General features: G+C 40.2%; 14 protein-coding genes. 12 read left to right on the forward strand and 2 right to left on the reverse strand.

The genetic code is table 11. The annotated features are described in order from the left end of the window. Nucleotides 1-34 precede the first annotated feature (34 nt). Nucleotides 35-772: an RNA polymerase sigma-I factor gene (gene sigI / locus Q7A53_RS06370; RefSeq protein ID WP_411788295.1), complete on the forward strand. Its 738-nt coding sequence runs from the start codon at nt 35-37 to the stop codon at nt 770-772. After that, nucleotides 769-1,986 carry an anti-sigma-I factor RsgI family protein gene (locus Q7A53_RS06375; protein ID WP_411788296.1) on the forward strand — a complete coding sequence of 406 codons (1,218 nt, stop codon included), beginning with the start codon at nt 769-771 and terminating at the stop codon, nt 1,984-1,986. The genes sigI and Q7A53_RS06375 overlap by 4 nt, the downstream gene beginning before the upstream one ends. A 236-nt stretch (nt 1,987-2,222) precedes the next feature. Here Q7A53_RS06375 and Q7A53_RS06380 read toward each other — a convergent pair whose 3' ends face one another. Next, nucleotides 2,223-2,843: a TetR/AcrR family transcriptional regulator gene (locus Q7A53_RS06380; RefSeq protein ID WP_411788297.1), complete on the reverse strand. Its 621-nt coding sequence runs from the start codon at nt 2,841-2,843 to the stop codon at nt 2,223-2,225. 186 nt (nt 2,844-3,029) lie between these two features. Here Q7A53_RS06380 and Q7A53_RS06385 point away from each other — a divergent pair, with 186 nt between their 5' ends. From Q7A53_RS06385 to Q7A53_RS06400, 4 genes are all read left to right on the forward strand, one after another. Then, nucleotides 3,030-4,592 carry a GNAT family N-acetyltransferase gene (locus Q7A53_RS06385; protein ID WP_411788298.1) on the forward strand — a complete coding sequence of 521 codons (1,563 nt, stop codon included), beginning with the start codon at nt 3,030-3,032 and terminating at the stop codon, nt 4,590-4,592. A gap of 14 nt (nt 4,593-4,606) precedes the next feature. After that, nucleotides 4,607-5,332: an SDR family oxidoreductase gene (locus tag Q7A53_RS06390; RefSeq protein WP_411788299.1), complete on the forward strand. Its 726-nt coding sequence runs from the start codon at nt 4,607-4,609 to the stop codon at nt 5,330-5,332. Between the two features lie 192 nt (nt 5,333-5,524). Beyond that, nucleotides 5,525-6,949 (forward strand): GAF domain-containing sensor histidine kinase, encoded by a 1,425-nt coding sequence (locus tag Q7A53_RS06395; RefSeq protein WP_411788300.1) that lies wholly within the window; start codon nt 5,525-5,527, stop codon nt 6,947-6,949. Continuing rightward, nucleotides 6,939-7,586 (forward strand): response regulator, encoded by a 648-nt coding sequence (locus Q7A53_RS06400; RefSeq protein ID WP_411788301.1) that lies wholly within the window; start codon nt 6,939-6,941, stop codon nt 7,584-7,586. Before Q7A53_RS06395 ends, Q7A53_RS06400 begins: the two co-directional genes overlap by 11 nt. Nucleotides 7,587-7,731: 145 nt before the next feature. On the opposite strand, the gene Q7A53_RS06405 is transcribed toward Q7A53_RS06400, so the two are convergent. Then, entirely contained in the window at nt 7,732-7,965 is a 234-nt protein-coding gene (locus Q7A53_RS06405) for a YhdB family protein (RefSeq protein WP_411788302.1), read from the reverse strand. 192 nt (nt 7,966-8,157) lie between these two features. Between Q7A53_RS06405 and Q7A53_RS06410 the strand changes: the two genes are divergently transcribed. The 6 genes from Q7A53_RS06410 to Q7A53_RS06435 all read left to right on the forward strand — a co-directional run bounded on the left by Q7A53_RS06410 (nt 8,158) and on the right by Q7A53_RS06435 (nt 15,075). Next, complete coding sequence (locus Q7A53_RS06410; RefSeq protein WP_411788303.1) at nt 8,158-8,622, forward strand: hypothetical protein; 465 nt, start codon at nt 8,158-8,160, stop codon at nt 8,620-8,622. A gap of 122 nt (nt 8,623-8,744) precedes the next feature. Beyond that, nucleotides 8,745-9,284 carry a YhcN/YlaJ family sporulation lipoprotein gene (locus Q7A53_RS06415; protein ID WP_411788304.1) on the forward strand — a complete coding sequence of 180 codons (540 nt, stop codon included), beginning with the start codon at nt 8,745-8,747 and terminating at the stop codon, nt 9,282-9,284. Nucleotides 9,285-9,460: 176 nt separating this feature from the next. Beyond that, entirely contained in the window at nt 9,461-10,036 is a 576-nt protein-coding gene (locus Q7A53_RS06420) for a TetR/AcrR family transcriptional regulator (protein ID WP_411788305.1), read from the forward strand. A 69-nt stretch (nt 10,037-10,105) separates the two neighbouring features. Continuing rightward, nucleotides 10,106-12,313 carry a YhgE/Pip family protein gene (locus Q7A53_RS06425; protein WP_411788306.1) on the forward strand — a complete coding sequence of 736 codons (2,208 nt, stop codon included), beginning with the start codon at nt 10,106-10,108 and terminating at the stop codon, nt 12,311-12,313. Between the two features lie 166 nt (nt 12,314-12,479). Beyond that, entirely contained in the window at nt 12,480-14,051 is a 1,572-nt protein-coding gene (locus Q7A53_RS06430; RefSeq protein WP_411788307.1) for an ABC transporter substrate-binding protein, read from the forward strand. An 82-nt stretch (nt 14,052-14,133) separates the two neighbouring features. After that, complete coding sequence (locus Q7A53_RS06435; protein ID WP_411788308.1) at nt 14,134-15,075, forward strand: ABC transporter permease; 942 nt, start codon at nt 14,134-14,136, stop codon at nt 15,073-15,075. The last annotated feature ends 15 nt before the right edge of the window (nt 15,076-15,090 follow it).

Consider the following 15,090-nt stretch of genomic DNA (forward strand, 5'->3'; position numbering starts at 1 on the left):
ATCGAACGATTCTAATGGCTGGAGGTGATAAAGGTTGATCAGTCGTCTGTTCCAAAAAAATAACACCTCCCTTGACTTGCAAGTAATTGAAGCCAAGCAAGGGGACGAAGATATCCGTAATGAGATCCTCAAACAGTATCAACCTTTTATTGCCAAAAGTGTTTCTGAAGTATGTAAAAGATATATTGACCCTCGTATAGATGATGAATTCAGTATCGGTCTGGCTGCATTTAACGAAGCCATTCAAGCTTATTCTTCTGAAAAAGGGTGTTCATTTCTTTCATTTGCCCGTCTAGTGATCAAAAGAAAGGTGATTGACTACATCCGAAATGAGCAGAAAAAACCTCCAGTTACTTCACTGAATGAAACGTATGAAGATGAAGAACAGATGGAGAACCCTTCAGAGATTGCTGCTGCCAAGGAACGGTTTCAATTAGAAACGGAATCGTGGCACCGCAGAGAGGAAATTAAGGAATTTCAATCTCAGCTGAAGAAATATAATTTAACGTTTGCGGAATTGACCGAAGCTTCCCCCAGGCATAAAGACGCCAGGGAGTCAGCTGTTCACAGCGCGAGGCTTGTCCAAAGCGATGAAAGACTTTTGAATCAAGTGTTGGAAAAAGGGAGACTTCCAATTAAGGAACTTCTACGGAAGGTAAATGTAAGTAAGAAAACACTTGAACGAAATCGAAAGTTTATTATTGCGATGGTCCTAATTCTAGACGGGGACTATAAATATCTCCAAGAGTACTTGAAGGGGGTGGGTGTGTGAGGAAAGGTATTGTCATGGAGCAGGGTCATCATTTTACTATTGTAATGTCGAGTGATGGCGCATTCTATAAATCTCAGCCAATTGAAGCTGAAATTGGAGCGGAAATTGAATTTAAAGCAATGACAGAGGAAAGAAGCGTGAGAAAGCAGGCATGGCTATTCAGTCAACGGAATATGAAAGTTGCAGCTTTAGCAATGGCTCTTTGTGTAGCGCTTTTCCCTCTGTTTCTCTGCTATGGCAGCAATCGTGCCTATGCGTATGTAAATATTGATATCAATCCAAGTGTAGAGCTTAAGCTAAACAATAAAATGGAAGTGCTTGAAATCCATCCGTTAAATAAAGATGCTAAAGGTATAGTCTCACACATGGAACACTGGAAGAGAAAAAAAGCATCAGAAGTTACGCTGGATATGATCTCATTAAGTCAGGAATATGGCTATATGAATAAGAAAAATGAAGTGCTTATTGGAATTAGTTATGTGAAGAATTCTCATACGAAGGATTTTACTAAAGAAATTGAAACGTACTTAGAGAAGAAGTCTTTACCGGTGTCCATTGCGGCTTATGAGGTTCCGGAAGACATAAGAAAGCAAGCAAAACAGAAAAAAGGTTCCGTAAATAAAGAAATGGCACGAACAATCGGTAAGGATAATAAAACTTCGAAAGAGACATCCGTGGCTCAAAATGTTCACATTGGAGATGAGGATAAAGCTATTATTCAATCATTTTATCAGGAAGATCATCCTTCTCCAGCAGCGGAGCCCTCTACGTCCTCCCAGCCAGCGGCAAAGCCTCAGGTCATTTCTGGAAAAGCGGAAGATCAAGAGCAGCCAAGTAACGATAGGTCTACGCCACCTAAGGACAATGTCGAGAAAGACAATTCTCCTGCGGCTAAACAGAAGGGACGCAAAACGTTTCCTTCTAATAAAACGGAGAAGAAGGCAGTTGAAAATCACAACGAAAAACATGGACCGAAACCTTCATCCGAAAATCCTTCAAAATCTAAAGATAAGTCTAAAAAGACGTTTAAACAAGAGAATCATGGGCGGCATTCGCCGGCTCACCATGAGCATGGGAAATCCCATCAGTCAAACAATAGACATCATTCCGCTGATAAAAAGCACAAGCATCCAGGACGGAACAAACATGATAATGATAAAGCAAAGCAAGAGGATAAATATAAAAAAGAGCGTGAACATCATCGCTCCCATTAACTTGTTTTTATAGGTTACTTCAGCACACTCCCTGTATGGGGAGTGTTTTTTTTAGTTCAAATAGTGAAAAGATAGGGAAGTACTCGTGAATAGGGGGAAGTTAAAGGCTAACGAATTTCTTGGATCGAAGAAAGTTATAAAAGAAGATGAAATTGAGGACGTGGATAAAGATCAGGAGAATTCCAGAGACCATTAAATATAAAAGAACAGCTAGTCCAAATTTGGTTGGCTAGCTGCTAGATTGTTTCAGTAGGACCTTCAGAATTTCCCATAAGTCCGTAAAAGAACAGCTGAGTTAATTCCTCTATAAAACGATAATCGGCTTCCTCGGAGTATTGAAAGAGTTCAGGTCTTGACTGCATTGCCTGAGAATACATGTTTAAATAAAAGAGAACGGCTTTAAAAGACAGATCTTTATGAATTACCCCTTCATTCCTTCCCTGTTTTACCAGCTCCATGAACAAAGGGATACTTGTTTGTTCTGAAAAATTCTTAATGAATTCCTGGATTTCAGGTCTGTCAGACATGATGGTTCGCAAAAAATCCGAATTCAAAAGAAGGATATTCTCATTTTTATCACGTAGTAAATCCCGTAGTTTATCTTTAAAACTCTTCTCATTGTCATCCAATACAGCTTGAAATTGAGAAATTTTATCTTCTGTAAACTTTTTAATACTTTCAAATACTAATTCATCTTTTCCGCCAAAATAATTATAAATGGTTACTTGAGAAACTTGGGCTTTACTGGCTATTTCCTGAATACTTACTTTTTGAACTCCATCAGTAGAGAAAAGCTCTAAAGCAGCATCAAGTATATTCATTTTTTTTCGTTCTTTACGACGTTCAAATCCGTTCACAGGCTACACCTCTTCCTTCATCTTACCGTTAGTTATGAAATAAATCAATTCATATATTTCATAATAAAAACTTGAATTTCTACATGAACTTTATAGATCGGAGGGGTGAAACTTTACAGGTTGAACCTCTATTCAGTACGATAAATAATAAGTAAGACAATCTCACAAAGAGAGAGGTATGGAGTTATGTCCAAATTGGATTTATCCCAATTCGAGAAGAAATTGATTGTCCGCAATACACAGGACGGAGATCTGGAACAGCTGTTAGAATTACAGAAAGTCTGTTTTCAAAATATGGAGCCCTGGAAAAGGGAACATCTGGAAAGTCACTTAACCCATTTTCCAGAAGGGCAGTTTGTAGTCGAATATGATAAAGAGATTATTGGCAGCTGCTCGAGCTTAATCGTGAACTTCGATGAATATGATGATAAACATACGTGGGACGATATCACTGACGAAGGGTACATTTCTAATCATGATCCAGAAGGGTATAACCTGTATGGCATAGAGGTCATGGTTCATCCTGAATTCAGAGGGATGAAAATCGGAAGGCGGCTGTACGAAGCAAGAAAAGATTTGGCAAGAGAGTTAAATTTAAAAAGTATTATTATTGGCGGCAGGATCCCCAATTACCATAAATATGAGCAGGAGATGACGCCCAGAGAATATGTAGAGGAAGTCCGTGCCCAAAACATATTTGATCCTGTACTAACTTTCCAAATTATTAATGGTTTTACTGTGATGAGGATCAATCCTGACTACCTGCCAGATGATCAAATGTCTTTAAAATATGCGACATTAATGGAATGGAATAATATTGATTACCGGGCAAGAACAAAACGCCACTTTAAAACGAGTTACCCAGTTCGAATTATGGTGATCCAATACATGATGAAAAAGATCGACAGTTTTGAGGAATTTGTTAAACAGTGTGAGTATTACGTGGACGTTGCGGCAGATTATGGATCGGATTTCGCAGTCTTCCCGGAAATTTTCACCACCCAGCTAATGTCGTTCTTAGAAGAAAAAGTTCCCTCCAAAGCGGTGCGTAGATTATCCGAGTATACAGAAGAATATATTGAAATGTTCACTCATCTAGCGGTAAAATACAACGTTAACATTGTCGGCGGGTCCCACTTTGTGGAGGAAGATGATCATATCTATAACATCTCTTACTTATTTAGAAGAGATGGTACCATAGAGAAACAATATAAGATCCATGTGACACCAAATGAACGCACGTGGTGGGGCATACAGCCAGGAGATGCCGTTAAAGTGTTTGATACTGATTGTGGCAAAATAGCAATCCAAATATGCTATGACATTCAATTTCCGGAGCTGGCCCGCTATGCCGTGGACCAAGGGGCTAATATTATCTTCGTCCCGTTTTGTACAGACGATCGACAAGGGTATTTGCGCGTCCGTTATTGTGCTCAGGCAAGAGCAGTAGAAAACCAGGTATATACTGTAATTGCTGGTACTGTAGGAAACTTAACCCATGTGGAAAATATGGATATTCAATATGCTCAATCCGGCATCTTTACCCCCTCTGACTTTGAATTTGCCAGAGATGGCGTCATAGGGGAATGTAATCCTAATATAGAAACTGTCGTAGTAGGAGATGTAGATCTGGAGATTCTTAGAAGACAGAGAAAGTCAGGTACGGTCCGCCAATTACGCGACCGGCGCCGTGACTTATTTGAATTAAACTATCGAGTAGATACCGAAGTTAAGCCAGAACGAACGTAAGGAGAGAAGAAATTATGCTGAAAGATCAAGTGGCTATTATAACCGGAGCCTCAAGAGGGATAGGTAAGGAAGTAGCAATTCAATTAGCCGAGCAAGGAGTAAAGCTTGCGATACTAGGTAGTTCTGATGAAGTTCATGCAACGAAAGAAGAAATCAACAGCAAAGGGTATTCCGATATCTTATCCTTTACAGCTGATGTAACAAGTGAAAATGAAGTTGACCATGTGGTTCATGCCACAAAGAACGCCTTTGGGCGGATCGATATATTAATTAACAACGCCGGAATAGGAAAGTTCAAACCTGTCGAAGAGGTGACTGTGGAGGAATGGCGTAAGACGTATGAAGTTAATGTTCAAGGTGTTTTTCTAGCTACTAAAGCAGTGCTGCCCCAAATGAAAAAACAAAAATTCGGCACGATTCTGACGGTCGCTTCCGATGTCTCGCGTTATACCATTCCTGAAGGCGGCTCACTCTATACTTCCACTAAATATGCAGTTCAAGGATTTATGGGTTCTGTGGCCCAGGAAGTTCGCAGCTATGGAATTCGAGCAGGAACCGTAAACCCGGGAATGGTGGATACGTATTTTGCGGATAGCAGCCAGGGAGACGCTGAAAAAGAGAAATGGTTGAAGGTACAGGATGTAGCTGAGGCCATCCTTTACATGGCTGGTGCTCCCAAGCATATGATGATTGATGAGTTGCACTTACATCCTATCATCCAGGAATATCCTAGAGTATAGATGGGTTCTGAACGTCAACCGTAAGAATGTGTTCCTCAGAAAACCCGGCCTTGTAATTTTACATAGGGCGGGTTTTCTAATGTTTCATAATAGACTTTTGTCGTGCCCATCCGCGCGCTTCTGCTTTAGGTTTATTTCGCTCATGATATAATAAATTCAAAACGAACGGGCCGGCTGGAAGGAGGTTGACGGATGTCATCTCAATTAGAAACGTTGAAAAATATTGCTGAATTGCTGAATCAATCGACTAGCAGACGAGTATTAAGTGATGTATTGCAAGCCTTTATCTCCATGACCCAGTTTGAAACCGGATGGATCTTTCTTGAACAGGGCGGGGTCGTCAAGCTGGAAGCGGATGTTGGTCTACCGCCTGCACTTAAGCAAAATGATAAGGAATTGATGTGCGGAGAAGACTGTCATTGTGTTTCTCGGTATAAAAATAGACGATTAACACAAGCCACCAACATTATTGCTTGTAAACGAATAGAGAAAGCTCGGGAGCATGGCAGCGGCGAAACGTGTGGAGTTACTCATCATGCTACAGTTCCTCTTCAAACCCCGAACCGGTTATACGGTTTGTTTAATGTAGCTGCAAAAAATCGTGAGAATTATACCGAAGACCTGGAATTACTGGAATCCATCGCATTACAAATGGGAACAGCATTGGAGCGGATTGAGCGGTTTGAGAAAGAAGAAGAAAGAAATACGCTTTTAACTAAGGCACACTTGTTTACGAGAAAAATTCAGGAAGCGAGAGATTCATTTGCTCTACAGGAGATGATTCAGGAAGGCATGGAACAACTATTTCCCTCGTCGAAGGTCAGGATTAATAAGAAGGCGGAATATGATGACAAGCGTCTGCAAGGATGGATTAATCGATTTTCTTTTCTGGACATATCAGCTGATACTCCTTTTTCTATTCAGGAGCGAGAGATTTTTGACTTATTAATGGAATACATAAAAGTGTCATGGAAGCAGCTTCTGTTGAGTGACAAGGAAAAAGACATTGCTCGCAGAGAAGAGCGCGGGCGTTTAGCACAGGATCTGCATGATTCCGTAAACCAACTGCTGTTTTCTATAGTTTTAACTTCTAAAGCGGCAGAGGGAACGGTAGATAAAGATTCTCCTTTGTATGAACAAATGAACTATATTCATGAATTATCTGCTCAGGCGCTCGCAGAAATGCGCTCCCTCATTGCCAAGCAGAAAGGAGAACGTCTAGAATCGGGTGTTTTCGCAGAGCTTTCTCATTATGCTGCTACAATTGGTATTCATTTAAAGGGGCAGTCCTCAGGCACTTTTTCCATCCCTTATGAAGTGGAAGAGGCTTTGCTTAGAATTGGTCAGGAAGCTCTTCACAATGTACATAAACATTCGGGAGTGAAAGAAGTCGAACTGAATCTGGTGAAGCATAAGAATAAAGTGGAGATGACGATTGAAGATCACGGGAGTGGCTTTGATTATAACAATGCCGTTCATACTCCCTCTTTCGGTCTGTCAGGGATGGAACAGCGAACAGCCAGCTATAAGGGTCAGTTTGAAATTCAAAGTGAAAAAGGGAAAGGTACCAAGATTTTTGTGGATATACCATTTGAGGTGAATAAAGATGACGATTAACATTTTAATAGCAGATGATCATGAGGTTGTCCGAAAAGGTCTGATATTTTTCTTTCAAACCCAGAAGGATATCCATGTGGCAGCTGAAGCTGGGGACGGGAAGCAAGTACTGGAAATATTAGAAGACACCGGTCACCAAGTGGATGTGGTACTTCTGGATATTCAAATGCCTGAATTAGACGGGATTGAAACGGCCAAGCAAATCAAATTACAGTTTCCCGCGATTAAAGTTATTATGCTTACCAGCTTTTCTGATTATGATACCGTTATTCCGGCGGTTCAATCAGGAGCTGCAGGCTATCAATTGAAAGATATTGCACCAGATCAGCTAGCCGATGTCATTCGCCGAGTCAACAATGGCGAAACGATGATCGATTCAAAAGCGGCAACACAGCTGATGACTCATGTTACGGGCGCAAGCCAAAAAGATGAAGCAAAACGATTGGATGAATTAACTAAACGAGAAAAAGATGTGCTGAAGGTTGTCATGGAAGGGTTAAGTAATAAAGAAATTGCAAAACGGTTATTCATTACGGAAAAAACAGTTAAAACGCATTTATCTAATATTTTTTCTAAGCTTGAAGTACATGACCGCACTCAGGCTGCTTTGTTTGGAGTGAAATATTTAAAAGAATAAACTGAGGCAGGTACATCGTCCGCCAATTTAAACACGAACAAGGCCTTCACCTTCTGAAATTTAAAAAGACAAAAAATCCGAACGATGCGTATCATCGTCCGGATTTAGTAAAGGCTTATGGACTTCTGTCCCTGCCAATTGCTTATTAAAGATATACTTCATGGGGTGCCGTAGCTTGCGCGTGATCAATATATTGAAGAAGATTTTCATGACACTCTAATAAGCTGCTTTCGTGACCGGGGTAGTAACTGGCATGAAGGAACGCTTCAATTTTCTTCGATAAGAATTGATCGCGTGTTCGTACCATTAGAACGAGTAAGTCATCCCATTGCCCCCAGATCATGAAATGCAGCGCTTTGTCATAATCTCGATAATTCATGGGCCACATCCTTAGTGGTAAAGGATTAAGGTTATTATGTCCTTCGAGCAGATTTTTGAACCAGAAAGTTCATCACAATTATAGATAAAACGACATCTTTTACATATCTTTACCTCAATTGGATATTTTTTTGTTATGATGGTATGGAAATCATTTGAATAACCTTTACGACCCTGGAAGGAGAAGAAGATGATGACCGAGAAACAACTGCTTTTCGTCAATTTAGGCGGGGTCATCACATTTGGATTGTTTTTGCTGCTTAGTTTATTGATTCAAAATGCTGCGTCAACTCAACATGTGATGATTCTGCTTAGCGAAATCATAGGAGGATTAACCTTTGCCGCAGCCATTATTTCCATCGTTTATATGAAGACCCGAAAGAGATGGTTTCCCGTCTCAGTGCTTTCATTTTTAAGCATATGGTTCGTTTATATGATTGGTTACGAAATTGGAATTGATTCTTCCTCCAGCCATTCCTGGATATGGTTCCTGATTTTTTACATAACGGCTGGTGTTAGTATCTATTTTCTTAAAAAGTCTTATCAAATCATGGAAGGGAATTTCAAACTGTTTCCTGCTTTTTTTATGTTTTTTAATTCGATGCTGATTGTTTATATGATATTTCTGACAATTTGGTGGAACCTTCCTTTTCTATAGTCAGTGTCTTTTAACGGCCTTCTTTTTGAAGGCTTTTTTTTATACCTTGCTTACAGAAGCTGCCGCATATTAATGATTCAATAACGCATACTAAAGCTAAGCTGCTAAGGAGGTATGACAACATGAAAGTAAAAGCATTTGCATTGGGTCTAGTAGCTGTAACTTCACTTGCTGCCTGTCAAGCAGAGCAGGGGCAAGGAACAAATGACCACAATAATGGCGTTCAAAATACTACTTTTGAACGTTCAGCAGACGACATGTATGGTCGCGGCAATAATGCCAATCGTTATGATAACGATATGAACATGGTGCACAACACCAATTATGATGTTGCCAAAGAAGCTGCCAATCGTATAGAGAGCAAAGTAGATGGCGTTGATCACGCGTATGTTTTAAAAACCCGTGATAATGCTTATGTGGCAGCCGTATTAAAGAATAAAAATGGTAAATCCGCAGAGTTAACAGATAAGGTGGAGAAACAAATTAAACAAGCAGTGAAATCCGCCGACTCTGATATCAATAATGTGTATGTTTCAACAAATCCGGATTTTGTTGATTTAACAAACAATTATGTAAGTGACGTGAAAAATGGGGAGCCGATTCAAGGGTTCTTTCAGCAATTTGGTCAAATGACAAAGCGTATCTTTCCTAATGCCCAATAAGCGTCTATAATGATTAACCAGATATCCTTACATGGATTTCTGGTCTTTTTTTTGTGTAGGACATTCTGGAAGAAATTTAAGAATTCTTTTGGATGGGCTTGATTATTTCATTAAAAGTTGTATAATCAGATTTAGACAAAATGACTAAAACGTTCAATTGGTCAGGTGGTGGATAAATGACAGTAGATCGAAAACAAGAAATTTTGCAGGCTGCCCGGCATTCATTTGCTACTTTTGGCTATAAAGCAACAACAATGGACCATGTAGCAAAGGCAGCTAATGTCGGAAAAGGAACAATTTATAATTTCTTCAAGAACAAAGAAGAGTTATTTCAGGAAATTATTGGAGAATTATTGAAGGAAATGAAACAGAACGCGGAAACTAACCTTCCGGATAACTGCCGATTTCAAGAGAAAGTCCATCTTGCTCTTTATGGGCTGCTGGAATTCCGAAGAAGTAATCCGCTAATGGTCAAACTCGTTCAAGAGGCCAAAGAAATTGGTACGGGCCCTGTAAAGCAGGCACTTGCTCATGAGGAAGGTGTCATTATTGATTATTTACGTAAGGAAATTAATCAAGCGATAGAACAAGGAGATATTCGTTCCTGTCATCCTGATATGACCGCATTTATGATGTATAAATTATATACGGCATTTACTATTGACTGGGAAGAAAATCACGCCCCGCTTCAAAAAGCAGAAGTTGCCCATTATTTTGATGAATATGTATTTAAAGGATTGTCACCTTCATGATAATCCTTTTCTATTGGAGTCAAATGACTATATGAACAAAATAGTCATATATTATTAGGAGGAAACCAAATGAATGGATTTAAATTATGGCTCTCTGAGCTGAAAAATCTAAAGAACAATAAAAAATTGCTTATCCCATTTATGGCAGTCTTATTGATCCCGCTCATTTACAGCGGTGTCTTTCTCTGGGCATTCTGGAATCCATATGGCAACTTAGATCATCTACCCGTAGCCATTGTGAATTCCGATGAAGGTGCCACTTATAATAAAGAACCTTTGGATGTGGGAGACGAATTTGTCGACCATTTGAAAGATGATGGAGATTTCGAGTACCATGTGGTCTCCAAACAAGAGGGTTATAAGGGGCTAAAGGATAAGAAATATTATATGCTCGTTGAAATTCCTCAAGATTTTTCTTCGCGGGCAACGACCATCCTTGATGAAAAGCCTAAGAAACTGCAGCTTAAGTACGTGGTCAATGAAGGGGAAAATTACGTATCGTCAAGAATTAGTGATTCGGCCTTAGATCAAATGAAGGCGAAGCTCTCCGACGAAATGACTGAAACTTATGCAGATGCGATGTTTGATCAGTTTAATGATTTGAAAACAGGTCTAACTGACGCAAGCACGAAAGCTTCAGATTTAGAAGATGGAGCGAAAAATGTGGATGAAGGAGCCGCTGCTTTAAGAGACAAACTCAAAACGTTCACGAATAAGCAGCTGGAATTGGCTAGCGGATCACAATCCCTCAGAAACGGTGCTGCAGAGGTTGCAAGAGGCTCTCAGAAATTAAATCAGGGTCTTGGATCCCTTAACAATGGATTTGATAAGCTATTGAATGGCGCATCTCAATCAAAGCAGGGGGCGGTGCAATTAAAGCAAGGATTAGGAAAATCGAAACAGGGAGCAGCCCGGCTGGAGGAGAGTTTAAACCAGCTTGTCCAGAATTCAGCTGGTTTAAAACAGGGAACAGCAGCTCTGGGAAATTCACTAAACACCCTTAATAATGCATCCAGTACCATCAATAGTTCTGCTTCAGGTCTTTCTGCGGACATAAGCGAACTGAAAGATGAGTTGGCCCCTGTACTTGCTGAACTTCCTGAAGAAAAGCAACAAGGGATATTAGATCAGCTGAAAAATTTAAGTGAACGATCAAGTCAAATAGAAGGAACTTCCAGCAAGATAAATAAAGGGACGGAACAATTGGGCCAAACAGTTGCTGCTATTCCAGAACAAGTGAATAAACTGACAGGTGTTCAGCAGCAGATCAAGCAGGGGGCATCAGATCTATCAGAGGGACAAGATCATTTATATTCTGGTGCAAACAAGCTGGTAGAAGGACAAAATCAATTAATTAGTGGTATGAAAACCTTTGGTGGAAAGCTAGCAAATGCCAAAAGTGGTGCCGCTGATCTCGCTTCTGGGGCAAAGCAAGTGGATGAAGGAGCTGGGGAGATTTTTAATGGTTCCAACCAATTAGCAGATGGATCTCAAAAGCTTCAGCAGGGAGCTAGTGATTTATCTAATGGGACGAACAAATTAAATTCCGGAACCAACGAATTCCAAAACAATTTGTCAGAGGCGAGTGATCAAGCAAACAGCGTAGTTACTTCAGATCGGACCAAAGAGATGATGGCAAAGCCGGTGAATGTGGATAAGAACAGCGTGAGTAAAGTGCCGAATTACGGTACAGGGTTTACGCCTTACTTTCTTTCGCTTGGGTTGTTTGTAGGAGCGCTTCTGATTACCATCGTCTTCCCCGTCCATGAACCCTTATCTGTTCCGAAAAATGCTATGAGCTGGTTTATGAGTAAATTTGGAGTTTTGGTAGCGGCAGGAGTCATTCAGGCCGTTATCGTGTCTAGTGTCATTTTATTTGGATTGAATTTAGAAGTCAGCAGTGTTCCTTACTTCTATATGTTCAGTATTCTCACGAGCTTAACTTTCATGGCATTAATTCAAATGTTAGTGACGCCCCTTGGGAACCCGGGCCGCTTTATAGGGATTTTAATCCTCATATTGCAATTAACTACAAGTGCAGGTACATTCCCGCTTGAACTTATCCCGGCTCCTTTACAAGTGTTCCATTCCTTCTTGCCAATGACTTATTCCATAGATGGATTCAGGGCAATTATTTCTGAAGGTGCTTTCCATACTATGTGGCAGGATGCGGGAACGCTGGGCTTGTATTTGCTCGGGTTTGCTCTTGTAACAATCGGTTATTTAATGATCAAATTTAGAAAAAAATACTCTAATGAATTAAAACAGACTGCATAAAAAAAGAGTCGAAAGTGGTTCTCCGCTTTCGACTCTTTTTGTGTTCCTCCACAAAAACTGACATTTTTATTTGGATATTTACACATGATAATGGGCTGTCTTCATCAAGTACAATGAGTTTACAGTATATTTTTAATTTACTGAAAAATTATGAGGGGGAAATCACTTGAAGAAAAGCTTATTACTGTTTTTGTTCTGTTCATTTGCTCTTATTTTAGCTGCTTGTACTGATCCTACGGCCTCGGAAGGGAATTCGACTGATACGGAGGACCAAGGAGATACAAATGGGGAAGCCAAAGCCGGCGGAGAGATAACTCTTACAGATCTCTCTGATGCTCAAAGCTTAGATCCTCATGTCGTAACGGATGCGGCATCTATGAGGTATATTGAGAATTTATACAACACATTATTCCGTTATAAGAAAGGTACATATGGAGAAGTTGAAGGAGATTTAGTGAAAGATTATCAAGTCTCCGATGATGGTAAGAAGTATACTTTTACACTACATGATGGGGTGACTTTCCATAATGGAGACCCATTAACGTCAAAAGATGTGAAATATTCGTTTGAAAGAATTAAGAAAAAAGAGGTACGTTCGGCTCAATTTAGTGCTGTGAAATCGATTGAAACTCCGTCGGATAATAAAGTGGTCATTACATTAAGTGAGCCAGTAGCTCCTTTCTTAACTTTTTTGGCCAATCCAATGAATGTAATTGTGGATAAGAAAATCGTCGAAGAAAATGATGGGGACTTATCGAATGCCGATGCAGGAAGCGGACCATTTAAACTAGTTAAGTGGACAAAAGACCAGCAAATGGTTATGGAGAAATTTGATGATTATTTTAAAGAAGGCAAACCCTATTTAGATAAAGTTACGTGGCGTTCGATCCCCGATGAAACAGCTCGGACAACAGCCATTCGTAATGGTGAAATTGATATATTGCTGCAAGTACAGCCGAAAAATATTCCTGCATTGGAGAAGGCACAGAATGTAAACGTGAAATCTGTTACTGGATCTTACTGGGAGTATCTAGGTTTAAATACTGAAAAGGGACCTCTAGCAGATAAGAAAGTAAGACAAGCTATTGCTTGGGCTGTGGACCGGCAAGCCATTAATAAGGTCGTTAAATTTGGAAAAGCAAATGTATTAAAAAGCGGCCCAATTCCTGAGGGCCACTGGGCACATTTAGATGAAGATGTGTATCCTGGTCAAGATCTGAAAAAGGCGAAAAACCTTTTAAAAGAAGCAGGCTATGGAGACGGCCTGGATATTACTCTCAAAGTCGGAACGGATAAACACCAGGTAGATGCCGCACAAGTGATCAAGCAGCAGCTTGAGAAAGTCGGCATTAATGTAAAAGTATTATCACAAGAAAAAAGTGTTTTCTTTGAAGCGCTAGGTAAACACGAATTTGAGATGACTGTGGTCGGCTGGGTAGGATTTGTGGATCCTGATGAGTTTTTGTATAACATCTTTCACACAGACGGCATGTATAACCAGCAGGGCTACTCTAACCCTGAAGTAGATAAATTACTTGAACAGGGACGTAAAGAGCTGGATAAAGAGAAGCGTAAGGAAATCTATGACAAAGCCCAGAAAATTATAGCGGAAGATGCTCCAATGGTATTCCTTTATGCCAATCCGCAGACTTCGGCTATCAGAGAACGGGTCGAAGGTTTTGACGTAAATCCAACGGTTTCAACCATTTCGCTGGAGAATACAAAAGTAAAACAATAACTGCTAAAAAAACATAAAACCGGCCAGGTTTCGGCCGGTTTTATGCTAAGTGTTCTCATAAATGATCTGGAGGTGAGCTAAGTTGATCAATTATATAGGAAAAAGATTATTGATTTCCATTCCTGTTCTCTTTGGTATATCGATCATTGCCTTTTTTATTGTAAGACTTGTTCCTGGAGATACGGTGACTGCTATGCTCGGAACGAATTATAATCAGGAACAAGCGGAAGTCCTTAGAGCAAATTTAGGACTCGATCAGCCGATTATTACCCAGTATTTTATTTGGCTGGGTAACTTGTTTCATGGGGATTTTGGTTATTCTCATTTTACAAGTACTCCAGTATTAAAAGCTATACTGGTTCGACTGCCCATTACCTTTGAATTAACCTTTCTCAGTGTGCTCATTGCTGTCGTACTCGCTATACCTTTGGGGACAATTGCTGCCCTAAAACGTAACAGCGGTTTTGATTATGGATCAAGTCTCTTTGGTATGCTGGGGATTTCTATACCGAATTTTTGGCTGGGTACACTGATGATTTTATTTCTTTCCCTTTATGCTGGGATTTTCCCTTCAGGGGGATTTGTTGGCTTGAAAACAAGTATTCTTGGTAACCTTCAGTCCATGCTTTTACCCGCCATTGCTCTTGGCACAGCGGTCGGAGCTGTGGCTATGAGAATGACGAGGTCCTCCATGCTCGAGGTTACCAGCCAGGAATATATAAAAATGGCTCGGGCAAAGGGAGTCTCGAACCAGCGTCTTATTTGGAGACACGCGATTAAGAATGCATTAATTCCAGTAGTTACGGTGCTAGGTATACAAACGGGCTATTTGTTAGGCGGCTCGGTAGTAGTGGAGCAGATATTCGGACTTCCTGGAGTCGGACAGCTTGCATTACAGGCCATTACTAATCGGGATTATGCACTCTTACAAGGTACGATTCTCTTTATAGCGAGTGCTTTTGTGTTAGTGAATTTAATTGTCGACGTGATTTATGGATTTTTGAACCCGCAAATACGTTATTAAGAAAGGGGTGGAAAA

This window comes from Halobacillus rhizosphaerae (assembly GCF_046719735.1).
GTDB lineage: Bacteria > Bacillota > Bacilli > Bacillales > Halobacillaceae > Halobacillus_B > Halobacillus_B rhizosphaerae.

Coding starts and splice junctions, on each gene's coding strand:
- Q7A53_RS06385 (WP_411788298.1), top strand. CDS start 3,030: ATGTCCAAATTGGATTTATCCCAATTCGAGAAGAAATTGATTGTCCGC.
- Q7A53_RS06390 (WP_411788299.1), top strand. CDS start 4,607: ATGCTGAAAGATCAAGTGGCTATTATAACCGGAGCCTCAAGAGGGATA.
- Q7A53_RS06395 (WP_411788300.1), top strand. CDS start 5,525: ATGTCATCTCAATTAGAAACGTTGAAAAATATTGCTGAATTGCTGAAT.
- Q7A53_RS06400 (WP_411788301.1), top strand. CDS start 6,939: ATGACGATTAACATTTTAATAGCAGATGATCATGAGGTTGTCCGAAAA.
- Q7A53_RS06405 (WP_411788302.1), bottom strand. CDS start 7,965: ATGAATTATCGAGATTATGACAAAGCGCTGCATTTCATGATCTGGGGG.
- Q7A53_RS06410 (WP_411788303.1), top strand. CDS start 8,158: ATGACCGAGAAACAACTGCTTTTCGTCAATTTAGGCGGGGTCATCACA.
- Q7A53_RS06415 (WP_411788304.1), top strand. CDS start 8,745: ATGAAAGTAAAAGCATTTGCATTGGGTCTAGTAGCTGTAACTTCACTT.
- Q7A53_RS06420 (WP_411788305.1), top strand. CDS start 9,461: ATGACAGTAGATCGAAAACAAGAAATTTTGCAGGCTGCCCGGCATTCA.
- Q7A53_RS06425 (WP_411788306.1), top strand. CDS start 10,106: ATGAATGGATTTAAATTATGGCTCTCTGAGCTGAAAAATCTAAAGAAC.